Origin of the sequence: Prevotella sp. P2-180 (assembly GCF_002251435.1) — a bacterium.
Classification (GTDB): Bacteria; Bacteroidota; Bacteroidia; order Bacteroidales; family Bacteroidaceae; genus Prevotella.
Window position 1 is genome coordinate 1 of the sequence record NZ_NPJI01000070.1, and the last position, 15,448, is coordinate 15,448.

The window sequence follows — 15,448 nt, forward strand, 5'->3', positions numbered from 1 at the left end:
TCAATGAGATACACAAATTTTCAAAGAACTAATTCTATTACTAAAACGTTAAATATCAGAGCTTTAAATTAACATTTCAAACAGGGCTAATCCAGTGCGTTTTTGGAACGACAAACTGGACACCCTAGTTAACTATAAATACAATCTGAGAAAGTGGGAATAACAGGAAAAAGATGTATATTTGCAGACAAATTCTAATTATTAACAAATAATCGACTTATTCATGACATTTCAAAGCAAACTTTCTGTAAGCATCATGCTCCTACTAGCCCTCATCAAGGGCACAACTCTCAGTGCAAAAACGGATAAAGGCAACCCGATTCTGCCGGGATTCCACGCCGACCCGGAAATTCTCTACTCTAACCAAACCGGCCGTTATTACATCTACTCCACAACCGACGGCGTGGCAGGATGGGGCGGATATGAGTATTTCGTGTTCTCGTCTTCAGACCTGAAGACATGGACTAACGAAGGAATAGCACTCGACGCGAAGAGCGACCAGGTGAAATGGGCAAAAGGAAACCTTTGGGCTCCGGCTGCCGTGGAAGTGAAGCAGGCTGACGGCAGCTACAAATACTTCCTTTATTTCAGCGCACAGCCCATAGAAGGCAAACGGAAAGTGATGGGAGTGGCAGTGGCTGACTCGCCAACGGGACCTTTCGTTGACCTTGGCGAACCGCTGTTGGCCAAAAACCATCCTGGCTGCAACGGACAGCTTATTGACGTTGACGTGTTTATTGACCCTGTGTCGAAAAAGCCATACCTCTACTGGGGCAACAGCTTTATGGCAGGAGCAGAACTTGAGCCGTCGATGACGAAGATAAAGGACGAGACAGTGACCGTGATGACTCCGAAAGGCGGCACTCTGAAAGACTACGCCTATCGTGAGGCGCCGTACGTGTTCTACCGCAACGGACTTTACTACTTCATGTGGTCGGTGGATGACACTGGCTCACCCAACTACCACGTGGCATACGGCACGGCAAAAAGCCCTCTCGGACCGATTGAAGTGGCGAAAGACCCGATTGTGATGATTCAAGACCCGAAAAACGAAATCTACGGCACAGCACACAACTCGGTGATACAAAAGCCCGGCACCGACGAATGGTACATCGTATACCACCGCATCAACAAGCACCACCTGAAATATCAGCCCGGAGTGCATCGTGAGGTGTGTATCGACAGAATGAAATTCAACGCCGACGGCACCATCAAACGCATCGTGCCTTCAAAGGGATTGAAGTAAGCACAACTGGAAGGAAGAACACCAAGGGAACGACGCTTAGCGACAGACCTCCTATTGTGCCCACGGCAAGCGAGAACCAAAACGGCTGCTGGTCATAGCCGTCGGCAAGGAAAGGTATCATGCCCAATATGGTTGACAACACTGTTAGCATAATGGGCATGACCTTGTGGTTGAATGCACTCACAAAGCTGCGGGCAGTGCGTCTCCTATAGTTGTTGTATTGACAAACAATGTATATGCCGCCATTGACCGTAAGTCCTGACAACAACACCATTGCCGCAAAACCGCCTGTGCCGAAGGGCACTCCTGTAACAGAATACGTAAGGAACAGTCCTATTAACGACACTGGTATGAGCATCGTTATGGCAAGCGACTGGAGCAGACTCTCGAAGAGAATGGCGAGAATGAAGAATATAATAACCGCCACTAATCCAACAAGCCAGTATTGCGTACCGTCATCCTCGTATGAACCATATGTCTTGTCAAGACAACAGAAACCTACAGGAAACATGGCATTATACTTGTCAGTTATACCTTTTACGTAACGGCTTGTATATGTATATGAACCCAAGACGTTGAATGCCACCTGCAACACATATTCCTGATTGTCTCTTGGAATAATATTTTTCGCCTTGCGCCTGGTTATATCCATAAATACCGACGGACGTATGTCCGCCCCATTCACACCAATATAAGAATTTCCCAACTGCCAGAGGTCGAAAGAATTAACAGAGGAAGGATGCACAGTAACATCCATCTGCCTTCCGCCCACATCTATCTTCCCGGCTTCGCGGTCGGAGAGCATACTCTGCATAGTGGAGTGAATGGCTAATATGCTTACACTGTCTGCAGAAAGCATACGGCGGTCGTACTCCATATAGAACTCGTCTTCCTGATTCTCATGCCCTGGAGTGACGATGGCAATATCCACCACACGCTTGTTCTCACTCATCTCTTTCGCCATATCCTCGGCAAAGCGATACAGGCGTTCGTAGTCATAACCCGAAATCTCGATGCTGTTTGCACGGTATTGCAGGTTGAGCGAGTTGCTGAACCCTCGTTCGCTCACTCCCGAAGTAGCCCAATCAGCCCCGCCTATCGTAATGACTTTTCCTATGACTTGGTTCTCCAAGGAATATGGGAATCCTGAGTTTCTTGCCTCGTCGTTAAACTCAACCACGATAGTGGCTCCTTGCCGGCGAACGGAAGTCTCATAGCGTTTTATCCCGTCGAACTTGGAAAGGAAAGCCTCAACCTTCATCACCTTGTCGTTCAGTTCATGCACACTACCGCCCAACGGCATCTGAGCACGGATATACAGTTTCATCTCCTCTTCCTTTGGCATAAACGTGTTGGTGTCAAGGGAATCGACAAAAAGTTTGAGAGAACCTGCAAACAGTACTGCAAACACCAATAGCGATGCACAACGAATACATCGTTTCTGCACCATACATACATATCCAAGATAAAGCCGCTTAAACCATAATGCAAGACGTAAGCGCAAGTTTTTTGATGAAGTCATTCTCTTGCGCCCCACTCCCAACCGGGAAACAAGAGCCGGGGTGAAAAACAATGCCACCGCCACGGCAACGAGAAGGTTTATCATCACCACAACAGAGAAGTCCCTAAGGTCTCGCCTAAGATAATCGGGCAACCAAAACACAATCACCAAAGCCCCCACCGTAGTGAGCATGGCGGCAAGTATGCCCAAGAATGCCTTACGGTTACGATAGTAGGCGTAATGGTCGGTCATGACAATGGCGGAGTCAATGATAATGCCTAACGACACCGTTATTCCCGCCAATGAAAACGGATGGAGGCGTATGTCGAACAGATAATAGAACAAGACGGCTGTGAGGATATTGGCAAGCAACGAGACACTTATCACCGCGACATATCTCCATCTGAATCCACCACTTGCCCATACAAACAAGAGCAAAATGAGCAAGGTGAGTGAAGAGCGAATTACCAGCGAGCGGAAATCCTTCATTTGTATCTCTGCCCTGTCGTATGCCAATGAGGTGTTCAGGGAGTGGGACGACTTCATCACATCCTTTACATCAGAAGCGACATCCACCACATTGGCATCCTTGTCGGCATAAACATTCACGTATATAGTGTTCATGCCGTTCACACGATAGTAACTCTCAGGCTTTAGTTCACGTATATGGCATGAGGCGAGATTATTAAGATACACTATCTTTCCGTCGATATTCTTCAGGGGCATCTGCTCAAACCGTTTTCTCTCCTCTTTCGAAGACAACAACAATGGTATCGTGACTCTACCTTTGTAGGCAGAAACCTCGCCTATCACATCCTCTCGCCCGGAGAAATTGCGTATGGCATCCACAAGGTCGGAACTGCCGATGCCGTAAACCGCCAATTGCCGCGCGTCGTATTCCACTTCCATATAATGGGTGACATATCCCGTAATGTCAACATGATGAACGCCTTCCACCCTTTCCACCTTGCCTTTCATCTCCTTCTCGGCAATTTGCCGCATCTGCTCGCCCGACATGTCGGCATTGAGCATATAGGTGAGTATCAGTTTCACCTCGTTGTCATCCCCCAAGGCAGTGTCCACTTCTCCTCCCGACACTGTGGGGTAAGACACTCCCGATGGCAGTTTTTCCCTCATTTGACGCAATATGGACGCTATCTCAAACTTTATGGCGGAGATGTCGGTCTTGGGTTTCAGTTCCACCGTGACGCGCCCATATCCGAAGCAGCTTACCGACGACACCTTTTCCACTCCACGCACCGAACTCACCACGGCTTCAATGCGTGACGTGACGTTTTGTTCCACCACCTTAGCCGACGCGTTGTTCCAGTTATATGAAATGGTAAGTGTTCTGCCCCGTTCAGGCCGCGGTTCGTTGCTTATGTCGAGTCGAGTGACAAGTGCCGCGCCAATGACCATCAGGACGCACATCACGAGTAATATGGAGAAAGTGTGTTTCATCTATTTTCTATATATGAGATAATACATTAGAGGAACGAGGAAGAGGCTCACCATAGTTCCCACTGACATACCAATGATTATTGCGAACGACAACGGATATTGCAGGGCTGAACCCATGTCACCACGATGCAGCAGCGGCACGATGGCCAACACCGTGGTCAGTGATGTCATGACAATAGGTTTCAGTCGCATGTGTCCTGCCGTCATTATTGCCTTGAGCAGATGGAGATTTCCGGCGTTGCCGTCTTGCTTATTTCGTCTATACAGCCTGTTTATAGTGTCAACCTTCAGTATCGAGTCGTTGATTATTATTCCGCAAGCCACTATGATGCCAATCATTGACATGATGTTCAGCGATTCGCCACAAACATACAATGCCAACATCACCATCGCCACATCGATGACCACTTCCAAAAGAATAATCATCGGTTGGATGATGCTCTCAAACTGTGCCGCAAGTATGAAATAAAGCAACAGCAACGCCACGGCAAGCACCATAATGAGTTCGCCAATCATTAAGCGTGAGGAGAAATACCCGCCACGGAACAAGGCCTTGACAGGCGTGTCCTCCGTAATCTTTCCTACGTAATCCATCATCTTCTCAGCTTCCCTTTCAGATATTCTGTCGATGTCTATCACGGAGAACTCCCCGTCTTCATTTGCCGTTAGTAGTTTATAGTCCTCGCTGCGCACTTCCTTTACGAGATATTCCAACGGGATGTCTATTCCCTTGTCGTTGGTGATGGTGTTGCCAAGCAGTGTCGCACTGTCCATTGTGTTGTGACCCACAACCACTGGCACACTCTCGCCACCGCTGTTTATCTCATATATGTTGTTTGCCCCAAGCAGTTCCTTCAAGCGCAGATACAGTTGGCGGTATGTCACACCATAGTATGCCATTTGCTCTGCATCGGTGGAAAATCGGATATATGTTTCGGTAGATACCCTTGGTATGTCTGTCTGCCAGAATCTTTTTTGCAGGGAGTCAGTCACCATCCGTGTCTGCGCCACCTCGGGCCTTCCGCCCTCACGCTTTTGCAGTCGGATTTGTAAGTCAGGTTCGTCAGTAGAGAATATCATGTCGAATATGTTTGCCGCGAGTTCAGCCTCCACCTTTGCCTTGGGATAATGCCTTGCCACATATCCCTTTATTCTTTCCACCGCCTTGTCGCAATCCTCTGGCGAGTCACATTTTATGTAGCATACAGCCTCACTGCCCGTGATGTTCTTGGTATGCGAAAGCATAAACTCCTGACCTCCCACCATCGTTGTACTTGCCTTTACCAACTCCTTGACCTGGTTTAGGGTCTCATTCACTCTCCTGTTGTTTTCCTCTGCCACAATCCCCGCATTCCAGTCTATTGTGACAAGTGCGTCGTCATGTGGTGTCTCGGGCATACGCTCTTTGGGTATTAATGGCAGAAGCATTGTCACCATCACAATGCTACCTGCAAAAATGGCAATCATTGTTTTGGGATGGCGAAGTGTATGGCGCATTCCCTTTTCATACCATCTCACCATCATCACGTTGACTTTCATAGTCCTCGGTCGGCATTGTCGGCATAAGTTGAAATGATATACCGGTATCACCAATGTTGCCACGGCAAGTGAGCAGAACAGCGCAATGCTTATTCCCATAGCCTGGTCATAAAACAGTGCCCCTGCGGTTCCGCTGAGGAATATCAGCGGGACAAACACCGAGCAGGTGGTCAACACCGAAGACAGCATGGGCATTGCCACCTCCACCACCGCTTGTCTTACGTTATGTTCATTGCAAGAGTCTTTCTGCAATATGTTGTCTATCACTATAATGGCGTTATCCACTATCATTCCCACACCGAGAATCAGTCCCGATAGGGATATTATGTTAAGTGATATGTCCAAAAGATAAAAGCATAGCAATGTGAGTATAAGCGACAATGGTATGGATATGGCAACAAGCAGTGGAAGCCTTCTTCCACCGATGAACATAAACAGCACCATGCTTGCCATGATGATTCCGAGCACGAGGTTCCATCCCAAGTTATTCATACTGTACGACAGAAGCTGCGTCTGGTCTCGGGTCACTGCGAAATGTAGCTCAGGATAGTCACTTGTGAGTTGTGCCATCAGCGTATCCACGCTTTGCTGAAGGTCGCTCATTTGCGCATCGCTCTGTTTTATCACCGCCATCGTTATGGCGTTCTTCCCGTCAGACTCAACGATACCCTTGCGCACGGCAGCCGTTTCCTCCACCTTGCAGATGTCTTTCAGTTGCAACAGTCGTCCGTTGTGTCTGATATATATGTTTTCTATGTCATGCACAGAGAGTATCTGCGAGTCGAAGTGGATGTTGTATCTGTAAATGCCGTCCCTCACGCTCAGTGTCTCAAGAACGATATTGTTGTCGCTGATAGCCTTCTCTATGTCGGCATTTGTTATACCAGCCACTCCAGCCCTTGCGGCATCGGGCAGTATGGAGATCTGTGCCTTGGTAAGTCCGCTGTAGTCAACCATCGCCACTTGTGGCAACTGCTCCAACCGCTTGCTAATCACGTTGCTCACCAACCGGGATGTTTGCTCAGGCTTGCCGCCGGTCACATCGACGTAAAAGGCGGGAATGTCGAGTGCGCCTATCTTCATTACCTTCGGGCGTTCCATTCCCTTAGGCATGAACCCCATGGCACGGTCGATTTTCTCGTTCACCTCTATAAACAACAGACTCATGTCACTGCCCGGACTGAATGTGAGAGTTATTATTCCCGCATCAGTGCGTGATGACGACTCTATGTCCTTCAGTCCTGCCACCTGCGACAGTTGTCGGCGCATGGGTGCCACCATGCTCTGCTCTATCTCACGGGCCGAACTGCCCTGAGCTGACATCTGCACCACTATCCGCGGCACATCAACATCAGGCATTAGCGACACCGGTATGCGCCCGAGGGCAAGCACACCTAGAGTGGCGATGGCAATGAGCGTCATCGTCACGGCAATAGGTCGGTGGATAATATTTCGTAGCATAACTGCAATTCATTATTTAACTTTCACTTCCGTGTCATCCGCAAGATTGAGATTTCCCGAGGTGATGACAATGTCCCCCTCTTTAACTGTGGTGTTCTTCCGCTCGCATCCCGTAATGGCAAAGCTCGTGAGATTACTGTAGAGTATATCCACGTATGTCCATACCGCGCGGTGGGTTTCACGGTTATATACGAACACCACGTTATATCCGTCACGCTCCACCACAGCCTCCTTCGGCACCACGAACATTCCGCTTACAGAGTTCTCTATTATCACCCTTACGTTCATTCCGTCCAACAGTCTACTGGATGTGTTTTTCACCCGAGCCTTGACCGTCACCAGTCCCTTGTCATCCACCGATGGATTTATTTCCGTCACAGCACCGGTTAACGACAGTTCATTATCAACAAAAGGCGACACCTTTACCACTGTACCCATACGGACAGAAACAAGCTCCGCCTCCAGTATCTTGAACTCCACGTCAAAGAACGAGTCATCTATCAGCGTGCAGAACTTGTCACCACGTTGGTGAGGCCTTGCCACGAGATCGGCAATACGTCCGCTGAAAGGAGCTTTCAACGTACAGTCGTGCAGTGCCTGTTCGGCGGAACGCAGTGCAAACCGTGCCGAGTAATACCCTGATGTCACTTCCACCCTTTTCAACACGTCAGCCGGCACGTTGTCTGTGTTTCCGTCATATCCCAGTCCTATGAGTTTGTCCTGCAGTTCCACCTTAGCCTTTTCGAGATCGTGCTTGGCTTTCTCGAGTGCATCCTTTCTTTCACGGGTGTCGGCAACAGCCAATGTCGTTCCCTCAGCCACAAGTTGTCCGTTCCTCACGTTCACGCTTTGCAGTATCTCCCCGGCCTTCGGGCACATGAGTTCCGCCATACGCATAGCCCTCAGCTTTCCGTTGCACAGCACCTGCTTTTGGAATGTCTGTCTGCGAAGCACCATAGTATCCACCTCCACAACAGCCTCCTCCCTCTCCTGATTACTCACCTCGTCCTTCCCGTCCGCCCCGTCACCTTTGGCAAACGAATAAACGATATAAGCCAAACCTGCAATAACAGCAAGTACAATTACTGAAACAACAACTTTCTTTTTGAACATCTTTATGAACATCTTCTTTAACATCCTTAACTTCTTTAACTTTCCTTACTCGAAAACATTGACAATATCACAGTTTCTCTCCCAGTCGTACAGAGTTTCTTTCTGTATCAGATAGTAGTTGTTCCAATACGACTTAAGCAGACTTATGTATTGCGACCTTGCGGCTTCCGCCTCCTGCTGTGCCGTGTTCAAGTCAGTCACGCTTACGGCACCCATCTCAAATCTCCTTTTCGTAATGTCATATCTCTCGTCGGCAATGTCGAGTGCCCTGAGCGCATTTCGGCATTGCGACGCCTGGGCGTTATACTGCATGACACACATCCTCAGCGACTGTAGGTAAGTCTCGTGCGACTGCTCCACCCTGACCTTTGCGGCTTCCAGGTCAGCCTCTGCCATTTTCACCCTTCCCTTGCTCACTCCCCAGTCGAATATGGGCAACGACACCGAGAGACCTATTATTTCATTGTCCTTGAGTCCGCTATACGCTCCTTTAAGAGTCTCCGCAGTCTTGTTGAATCCTATTTCGCTGCTCAGCTGCATCTGCAGTCCCTTGTTAGCCTTTGCCTGTGCAAGTGACTTCCGGGCTTCCAGTATACTGATTTGCTGCTGCATATTGTGGCTGGAATTATCCAATGCCCTTTCCACCACATCATTCACCGCTATTGCCTTGTCGCTTATGGTATATGGCGGCAGAAGTTCTATATCCTTGTAGTCGGCCATTCGCAGATAGGAGAACAGGCTGAACTTGCAGTTGTCGAGATTCAGAAGGTTGTTTGCCACTTCCACGTCAGCATTCAGCACCGACAGTTCGAGTTGCAGTATCTCACTTTTTGTCACAGTTCCAAGCGCATGCCGCTTCTTTGCTATTTCATACAGATACTCACGGTCTTTCTTGTTAGCCAAGCTCTGCTTATACACCGACTGGGCTGACAGCACATTGAAGAACAAGTTCACCACCTGAATCCCCACATTCTCCATAGCCTCAAGGTATGCCCTCTTAGCCTGCTCATATTTCAGGGGTTCGGTCTTCTTTTGCCATTTCAAACTGTTGAAAGCCCTCAGCGGTTGGGTGTAGCTCAATCTAATGGGGCGACTGTTGTATGTAGTCTTGTCATAACTGTATTGGTCGAGTTTATACAGGTATGACTGCACCGACAGCTTACCTCCGAGAGCCACGATGTTCTGGTCGATGGACAACGATACGCTGTTGCTCATCGAGTTGTTCTCAACGTAAGATATTCTGCCATCGTCAAAGTTACGTGTCTCAACCATCGAGCGGTCGAACTGGAGCAGGTTGCCATAGATATTGACCGACGGCAGCAACTCCGCCCTAAACGAGCGATAGCTCCAATACTGGCTCATATAGTTGAGCCGTGCCACCATAGCGTCATACGACCTCTCTCGTGCCATAGCCATAGCGGATGGCAGGGAGAGCGTGTTTTGTCCGAAGGCACATAGAGCCACGCCCCATGCTATTATGATAAAAAAACACTTATTCATTTTTTTCTTCTATTATATGTTTTGCCTCTTTCTTCATTTCTATCGTCGCAGGCGACTTCACCTTTTCCTGGAAATTGAGAACTCTTGTTGCCATCGCCTTCATTCCCTTCCTGTCGTTGTTGTCTTTATACAGCAACATGAGCTTGTATAACGGATAAAGCCTATTGGGCATTATCATGTATGCTTTCCGATACATAGCCTCCGCCTTGTCATTCTGTCCCATTTGCTTATAGTTATTGCCTTGCAGCACATAAAACATCGGATCGTTGCAGATTAGGGTGCCTTTGCGCAACATGGCATTACTGTCGTTGTATCTGCCTTGCAAAGACAGCATCTTGCCGAAGTCGAAAAGGAAGTTGCGATTGTCTTCCAACAATGGAAGCAATTCGTAATAGTCGTTGACAAAAGCCTTGTCGCTTATCCCGGCTATCATCCTATAATCATCCTCTGCCTTCTTTTTTGCTATAGAATAATCCCACGGCAACAAAGCCAAAACCACCGAAACAACGCCAACCATTGCCGCACTTATCCTGATGCCCTTGTCATCCGTTGCGGAATAAGCAATGATTATCACCGCAACAATCTGATATGGCAATAGTTCAAAGGGATAGGAAAACAACGAGAACATCAGCAATGACAATAGTCCGTAAGCCAATGCCCGCGACTTATTCCACAGCGAACGGAATACAAGCAGCAGGAGAGCGAGGCAAAAGGCAAGCCCAAGAAGCCCTTGCTCCACTCCTATCAGCAAAAAATCGTTGAAGGCGTATTCCAGCACGTCAATATGTTTCGGGTCAAGCGCAAGTCCTGCGGCACTGAGTTCTGCCGTCTTTTCAGCGTATGAATGGAAAAAACTCCCTATACCTCCACCTGTCAAAGGATTGTCCATAAGGCAATGTGCCGCTATGTAGTTTACGGCAAGCCTTCCATACGCCGAACCAGACTTGGCTATATACATCACGGCACAAGCCACAACTCCAACACCCACGAACCACCATATCCTCCGCCTTATCATATCCCAATAAATCAGCACCAAACAAAAGGCTACTGAGATGAGGGCAGCCCTGCTCCATGTGGATGGCAGAATGATAACAAAACACAATGTTATCATTTCCACAATATGTCTCGTCGTTAAGCCTTTGTATATCACAATACCATCACCTGTTTCCTTCTGGTATTGGCATAACATCACGAGCCCAATGGCAAGACTTGCTGAATAAGGACCGGGATTAAGAAATGTGCCAGTCATTGGGTAGAGATAATGATTGCTGTTGCCTTCCACCAACTGAATTATTCCATATCCCAATTCATACATCGACCACATAATGATTCCCCACATCACATACTTGCCCCGTATATGTGATACCGTGAACACTATCCTTAGGGCAAGGAAGAGCGAAAGCATATATGTAGCCCTGGAAACGGTATTGTAACTGGGATATACCGTGGATGTCAACGCACTTACCAGCACATAGACATACCACAGGAAAATGCAAACATCTGTCATCGACAATCTGACGACAGCCCTGTGCTTTATTATGGTCAATACTTCCTTCATTCCTCGTTTTGTTAATTATCCATCAGAGACAGAAACACCCTGTCCTTGTTCAATTCGCCATCACTCTTGTTTAAGGAATAGCTCACCCATCTCACAACTCCCACTATGTACTCTTCAGGCACCAATCCCCAATATCTCGAATCATTGGAGTCACATACATTATCGCCGGCCATAAAATAATAGTTGTGGCTGAATGTATGACTTGTGAATTCCTTCCCGTTGATTTTTGCCGTATTGCTGTTCCAGTCGAAATCCACCTTTTTCCCCGTTTCCCATTCGAGCAACATCCTATATACACAAGCCTCCTTAGCCGTTATGGGAATGATGTCGCCTTTTCTCGGAATATATAGCGGTCCCATATTGCGAATAGTCCACGACAGATGTCCGTCGAACGGCATTGTGTATAATGCCTGACGCCATATCATACTGTCAGTCATTTCATGAAGGGCATTCTGCGCGTTCTCCAACCCTAACACACCCTTGTGGTTATTGTTCCTATAATACCCTTCTTCTATGCTGATAGTGTCACCGGGGAGAGCCACGCATCTTTTCGCATATACATTATTGATTATGAAATTTATCCTCCCTTCATGATGCGGAAAGTTAAACACGACAATATCATTACGCTTCATCTGCCTCATTCCCCTTACCCTCCAGCTCCTCAGTTCGCCTCCCTTTGGGTCGAAATCGAAGTCGGAATAAAGCCGCGCCCCAACAATCGTCTTGTCAACAATCACCCTGTCGCCAGGCAACAAAGTGGGACTCATGGATTCCGTGGGTATGACAAATTGGTCGAACAGGAAAACCCTGCACAACAACCATAATATATATATCAGCACAAAAGCGGCACATATTCTTGACAGAATTACTATAAACTGCTTAATTTTTAAGCGGATATCTATATACTCTTCCATCATTGTCTAATGCATACATCCATTCGTTCTTTTTATCAACTGATATTTTTATTATGTAATCCTTTGTTTGCAAACTTTTAATATAATTACCTTTCCAATCAAAGACGTGAATGCACATATTTTTTCTCTTCTCAAATGCATCATCTAAAGTTTGATTCATATATAAAGCATATACATATTGGAAGTTTGTTGTTATACCACAATAATATTGATATCTTTGTTTATCGCCATCACGTGAATACTCATTACCATTGGTAATTCTAACAGCTCTACGAAAGCCTGTATTAATGTTTAAAAAGTTCACCTGATTACTATTTTTCATTGCAGCAACAATCATATTGTTGTTCTTATTATAAGACATTTTACTTTGATAATAATCTGAGGGGCTGTTACGTGGAGCATATAGTTTAATGGCTGGATTATTTGTGGACTTTGATATTTTATCACGGAATAATTCGTAATTGTCAAATGTCTCTTGTTCATAGATTAAGAGTGTATCATCAACCATGAAAGCATTTAATGCTCTTGGTGCTGTTTTAATTGACTTTGAAATTACACAAACCTTTGAATCAATAATAGAGTCAATATTCATTTTCTTTAGACTACAGGTATTGACATCATTCACATAGAAATCATGTCCTTCTACTTGAGTCACCCTTGCTCCAAATGTAAATTCATTATCTGCCTTACCAATAGTTCCAAAATCAGTAATATGCTGTCCATTATTAGTAAAGACATTAAATATCGCCGATGTATTATCCAAAGATGTAATTATGAGTTTGTCATCAAGCAATGTTATATCATTTGGAGACAATAGACTATCTTCATGAATTATTACTTCTGACTCCAACTCTATTGGGGCAGTTTTATCTATTACTATTTCACATTCTTCACAAAAAAAATTCGATTCTCCTCTTTTACAAGAAGAAAGCAATATAAGTACAAATACCATTGTCCATAAAGTCTTCATAATAAATAAGCTCTTAATATTGTGTCAAAATATCGCACTTTAATTATTCATGCACAATATATTGACACAATAATGGTTTATCATTTGTTTTAACTAACACAGTACATACACAAATGTGCAATTTCGGAATTTGAGATAATTATTTAGCACACCTATCTTCTCCTCCTTTGGCATTCTTATTTAAAACAAATGTGCATGGAGCTCCACAAACCCAAACACCATCTCCTTTTTTTAATTCCGACCAACATGGCCACGACTTTGCAGAAGGTTCATCTCCTTGTGTCAAGGCTTCCACATTAGCCAACATCAAATTATTGTTTCCTACATTTTTGTAAGCTTTCATGCCACCATATCCTAATATGACAGCAACCGCAGCTATACATAGCGTGATTAACTTTTTCTTTTTCATTTTGATAAAAATTTGATTAATACTATTTAAAAACAATCACATTGATTAAACTGTCTATCTTTGGATTTTCAATTGGATTGCCGACAATTACGACACTGTCTTTTTCATCCAACAGAAAAGAATGATACATCCGTTCTTCAGGCAAATGGGGATTGGCTTTTCTAAAAGCATAAGCCGTATCCACATATACGGGGCTATCCAAGCCATTCGACTCAATTGATAGGTATGCATCTTCTATTTGTTCTGGCTTAGGTGCTACAATAAATACATGCTTCAACATACTGCCTAACCTGCGCGCTTTCTTAATTGATTCGTTCCAAACATACATCTTGTCTAATGTACATGGTGAACATGCAGAAGAATCAACATACACTACCATTCTATATAGTGGTTTCACACTATCCACAACTATCGTGTCGCCATACTTATTCCTACACCGCATCTCATCCAAGCACAGTTTTATGGGTTGCGATTGCAAAGAGGAAATCTTCTCTTCGATGTCATGATTCTCAGAACATGACACAAGGCATAAAAATCCCGACAATGAGGTTATTATTATCAGCAAAAGATTAATAGTTTTTTTCATTTTAAACAAAATCATCTTATTATAAGGGGTATATTGTTGGATTTTTAAACCCCTTTTATATCATACATCCATAATTCCAATTCGCCTGATTTCAGGTTATTACTAAACAAATAAAGTTTATCATTGTTTTCTGAAACTTTAATAAAATCTCCTGTTTTATCAAGCATTATGGTCTTTTCCAATACCCCATCCCAATTATACACTTCAATTACATTTCCTGAGCGGAAAACGCGTTTGTCTATTAGTTTATCCTCAACAAGGAAAGCATATATGTTCTTCTTGTTTGCCGCAGTCACTAAACTTTTACCCGACCTTTCATTTATCATATAATTTCCGTTCATTCCCTTATAGTCTGGATAAGTTGAATATAATTCTTTTTTAACTTTTATGTTGTTCCCCTCTATTGAAAAAATGAATGCGAATCGTTCTTCTCCACAGACATATAGGAACAGATTGTCATTATTCCCATATATTCTGCAATTATCAGTATAAATGGAATGCTTTGCCAAACTATCACACTTTATACCGTCTGAAGGCCAATAATTCAATGGGGTTACAGTTAGATTTTTATAATCAATCACAGATAGGATATGGCCAATCTCGTTATGGGTACTCCCAGGAATCAAAATGGTGGAATCTGATAACGAAATAAATGTGTCAAAGACGCATCTGATGGAAGGAATGGCAGCCAAAGACAATTTCTTCCAGACTTTGGAGTCCTTAATGGAACTTATCGTTTCTGTATATGATATTTTTGTAAGTGAAAGCAACTTGTTGCAAGAATTTGGATAATCCAATACAAATAGTTCAGTTCCAGAACCTTTAGCCAAGGCTATGCGATGGAACTCGTGTTCACCGTTTCCAGCATCAAAAATTGGCTGAGAATTTATGAGACGACCATCTTCAAGTACACTAATAATACATTTTGAGGCTACATCATCAGAATGTGAAAACAAAAAATTATCACACAATAATATTGGTGACGAACCATAATAAGCAGAGTCACTTTCTACAAGCTGTCCATTCAGCTTTATTACGTTATTATTGCTTTTCTGAGTTGAAGTACAAGAAAAAGCCATAATACTTAATAATAACAAATAGATTTTACTATTCATAATTCTATCAGTATTATAGAGGCGTAGTTAATTGGGCTACACCTCTATAGTTAAATTTACATATGAAATATTGAT

Annotated in this window: 11 protein-coding genes; 1 reads left to right on the top strand and 10 read right to left on the bottom strand. The window is 44.8% G+C overall.

What is annotated here, in order from left to right; genetic code table 11:
- Window positions 1-223: 223 nt before the first annotated feature.
- A complete protein-coding gene (locus tag CIK98_RS10315) occupies window positions 224-1,246 on the top strand; it encodes a family 43 glycosylhydrolase (RefSeq protein ID WP_094384156.1) in 1,023 nt (340 codons plus the stop codon).
- On the opposite strand, the gene CIK98_RS10320 is transcribed toward CIK98_RS10315, so the two are convergent.
- The 10 genes from CIK98_RS10320 to CIK98_RS10365 form a co-directional block, all read right to left on the bottom strand.
- The gene (locus CIK98_RS10320; RefSeq protein WP_094384157.1) at window positions 1,212-4,208 is read right to left on the bottom strand and encodes an efflux RND transporter permease subunit; all 2,997 of its coding nucleotides are present in this window, start codon (window positions 4,206-4,208) and stop codon (window positions 1,212-1,214) included. The genes CIK98_RS10315 and CIK98_RS10320 overlap by 35 nt on opposite strands.
- On the bottom strand, window positions 4,209-7,208 hold the full coding sequence (locus tag CIK98_RS10325; RefSeq protein WP_094384158.1) for an efflux RND transporter permease subunit: 3,000 nt from the start codon (window positions 7,206-7,208) through the stop codon (window positions 4,209-4,211).
- 12 nt (window positions 7,209-7,220) lie between these two features.
- Window positions 7,221-8,321: an efflux RND transporter periplasmic adaptor subunit gene (locus CIK98_RS10330; RefSeq protein ID WP_172409900.1), complete on the bottom strand. Its 1,101-nt coding sequence runs from the start codon at window positions 8,319-8,321 to the stop codon at window positions 7,221-7,223.
- 45 nt (window positions 8,322-8,366) lie between these two features.
- Complete coding sequence (locus CIK98_RS10335) at window positions 8,367-9,821, bottom strand: TolC family protein (RefSeq protein ID WP_094384160.1); 1,455 nt, start codon at window positions 9,819-9,821, stop codon at window positions 8,367-8,369.
- Window positions 9,814-11,379, bottom strand: coding sequence for an O-antigen ligase family protein (locus tag CIK98_RS10340; protein WP_094384161.1), 1,566 nt, complete (start codon window positions 11,377-11,379; stop codon window positions 9,814-9,816). The genes CIK98_RS10335 and CIK98_RS10340 overlap by 8 nt, the downstream gene beginning before the upstream one ends.
- 11 nt (window positions 11,380-11,390) lie before the next feature.
- The gene (lepB, locus tag CIK98_RS10345; protein ID WP_094384162.1) at window positions 11,391-12,296 is read right to left on the bottom strand and encodes a signal peptidase I; all 906 of its coding nucleotides are present in this window, start codon (window positions 12,294-12,296) and stop codon (window positions 11,391-11,393) included.
- Window positions 12,259-13,263, bottom strand: coding sequence for a BF3164 family lipoprotein (locus tag CIK98_RS10350; protein ID WP_094384163.1), 1,005 nt, complete (start codon window positions 13,261-13,263; stop codon window positions 12,259-12,261). The genes lepB and CIK98_RS10350 overlap by 38 nt, the downstream gene beginning before the upstream one ends.
- Window positions 13,264-13,402: 139 nt before the next feature.
- Window positions 13,403-13,672 carry an NVEALA domain-containing protein gene (locus CIK98_RS10355; protein ID WP_141210503.1) on the bottom strand — a complete coding sequence of 90 codons (270 nt, stop codon included), beginning with the start codon at window positions 13,670-13,672 and terminating at the stop codon, window positions 13,403-13,405.
- A gap of 22 nt (window positions 13,673-13,694) precedes the next feature.
- Window positions 13,695-14,258 carry a hypothetical protein gene (locus CIK98_RS18180; RefSeq protein ID WP_094384165.1) on the bottom strand — a complete coding sequence of 188 codons (564 nt, stop codon included), beginning with the start codon at window positions 14,256-14,258 and terminating at the stop codon, window positions 13,695-13,697.
- 44 nt (window positions 14,259-14,302) lie between these two features.
- A complete protein-coding gene (locus tag CIK98_RS10365; RefSeq protein WP_141210505.1) occupies window positions 14,303-15,373 on the bottom strand; it encodes a hypothetical protein in 1,071 nt (356 codons plus the stop codon).
- Window positions 15,374-15,448 lie beyond the last annotated feature (75 nt).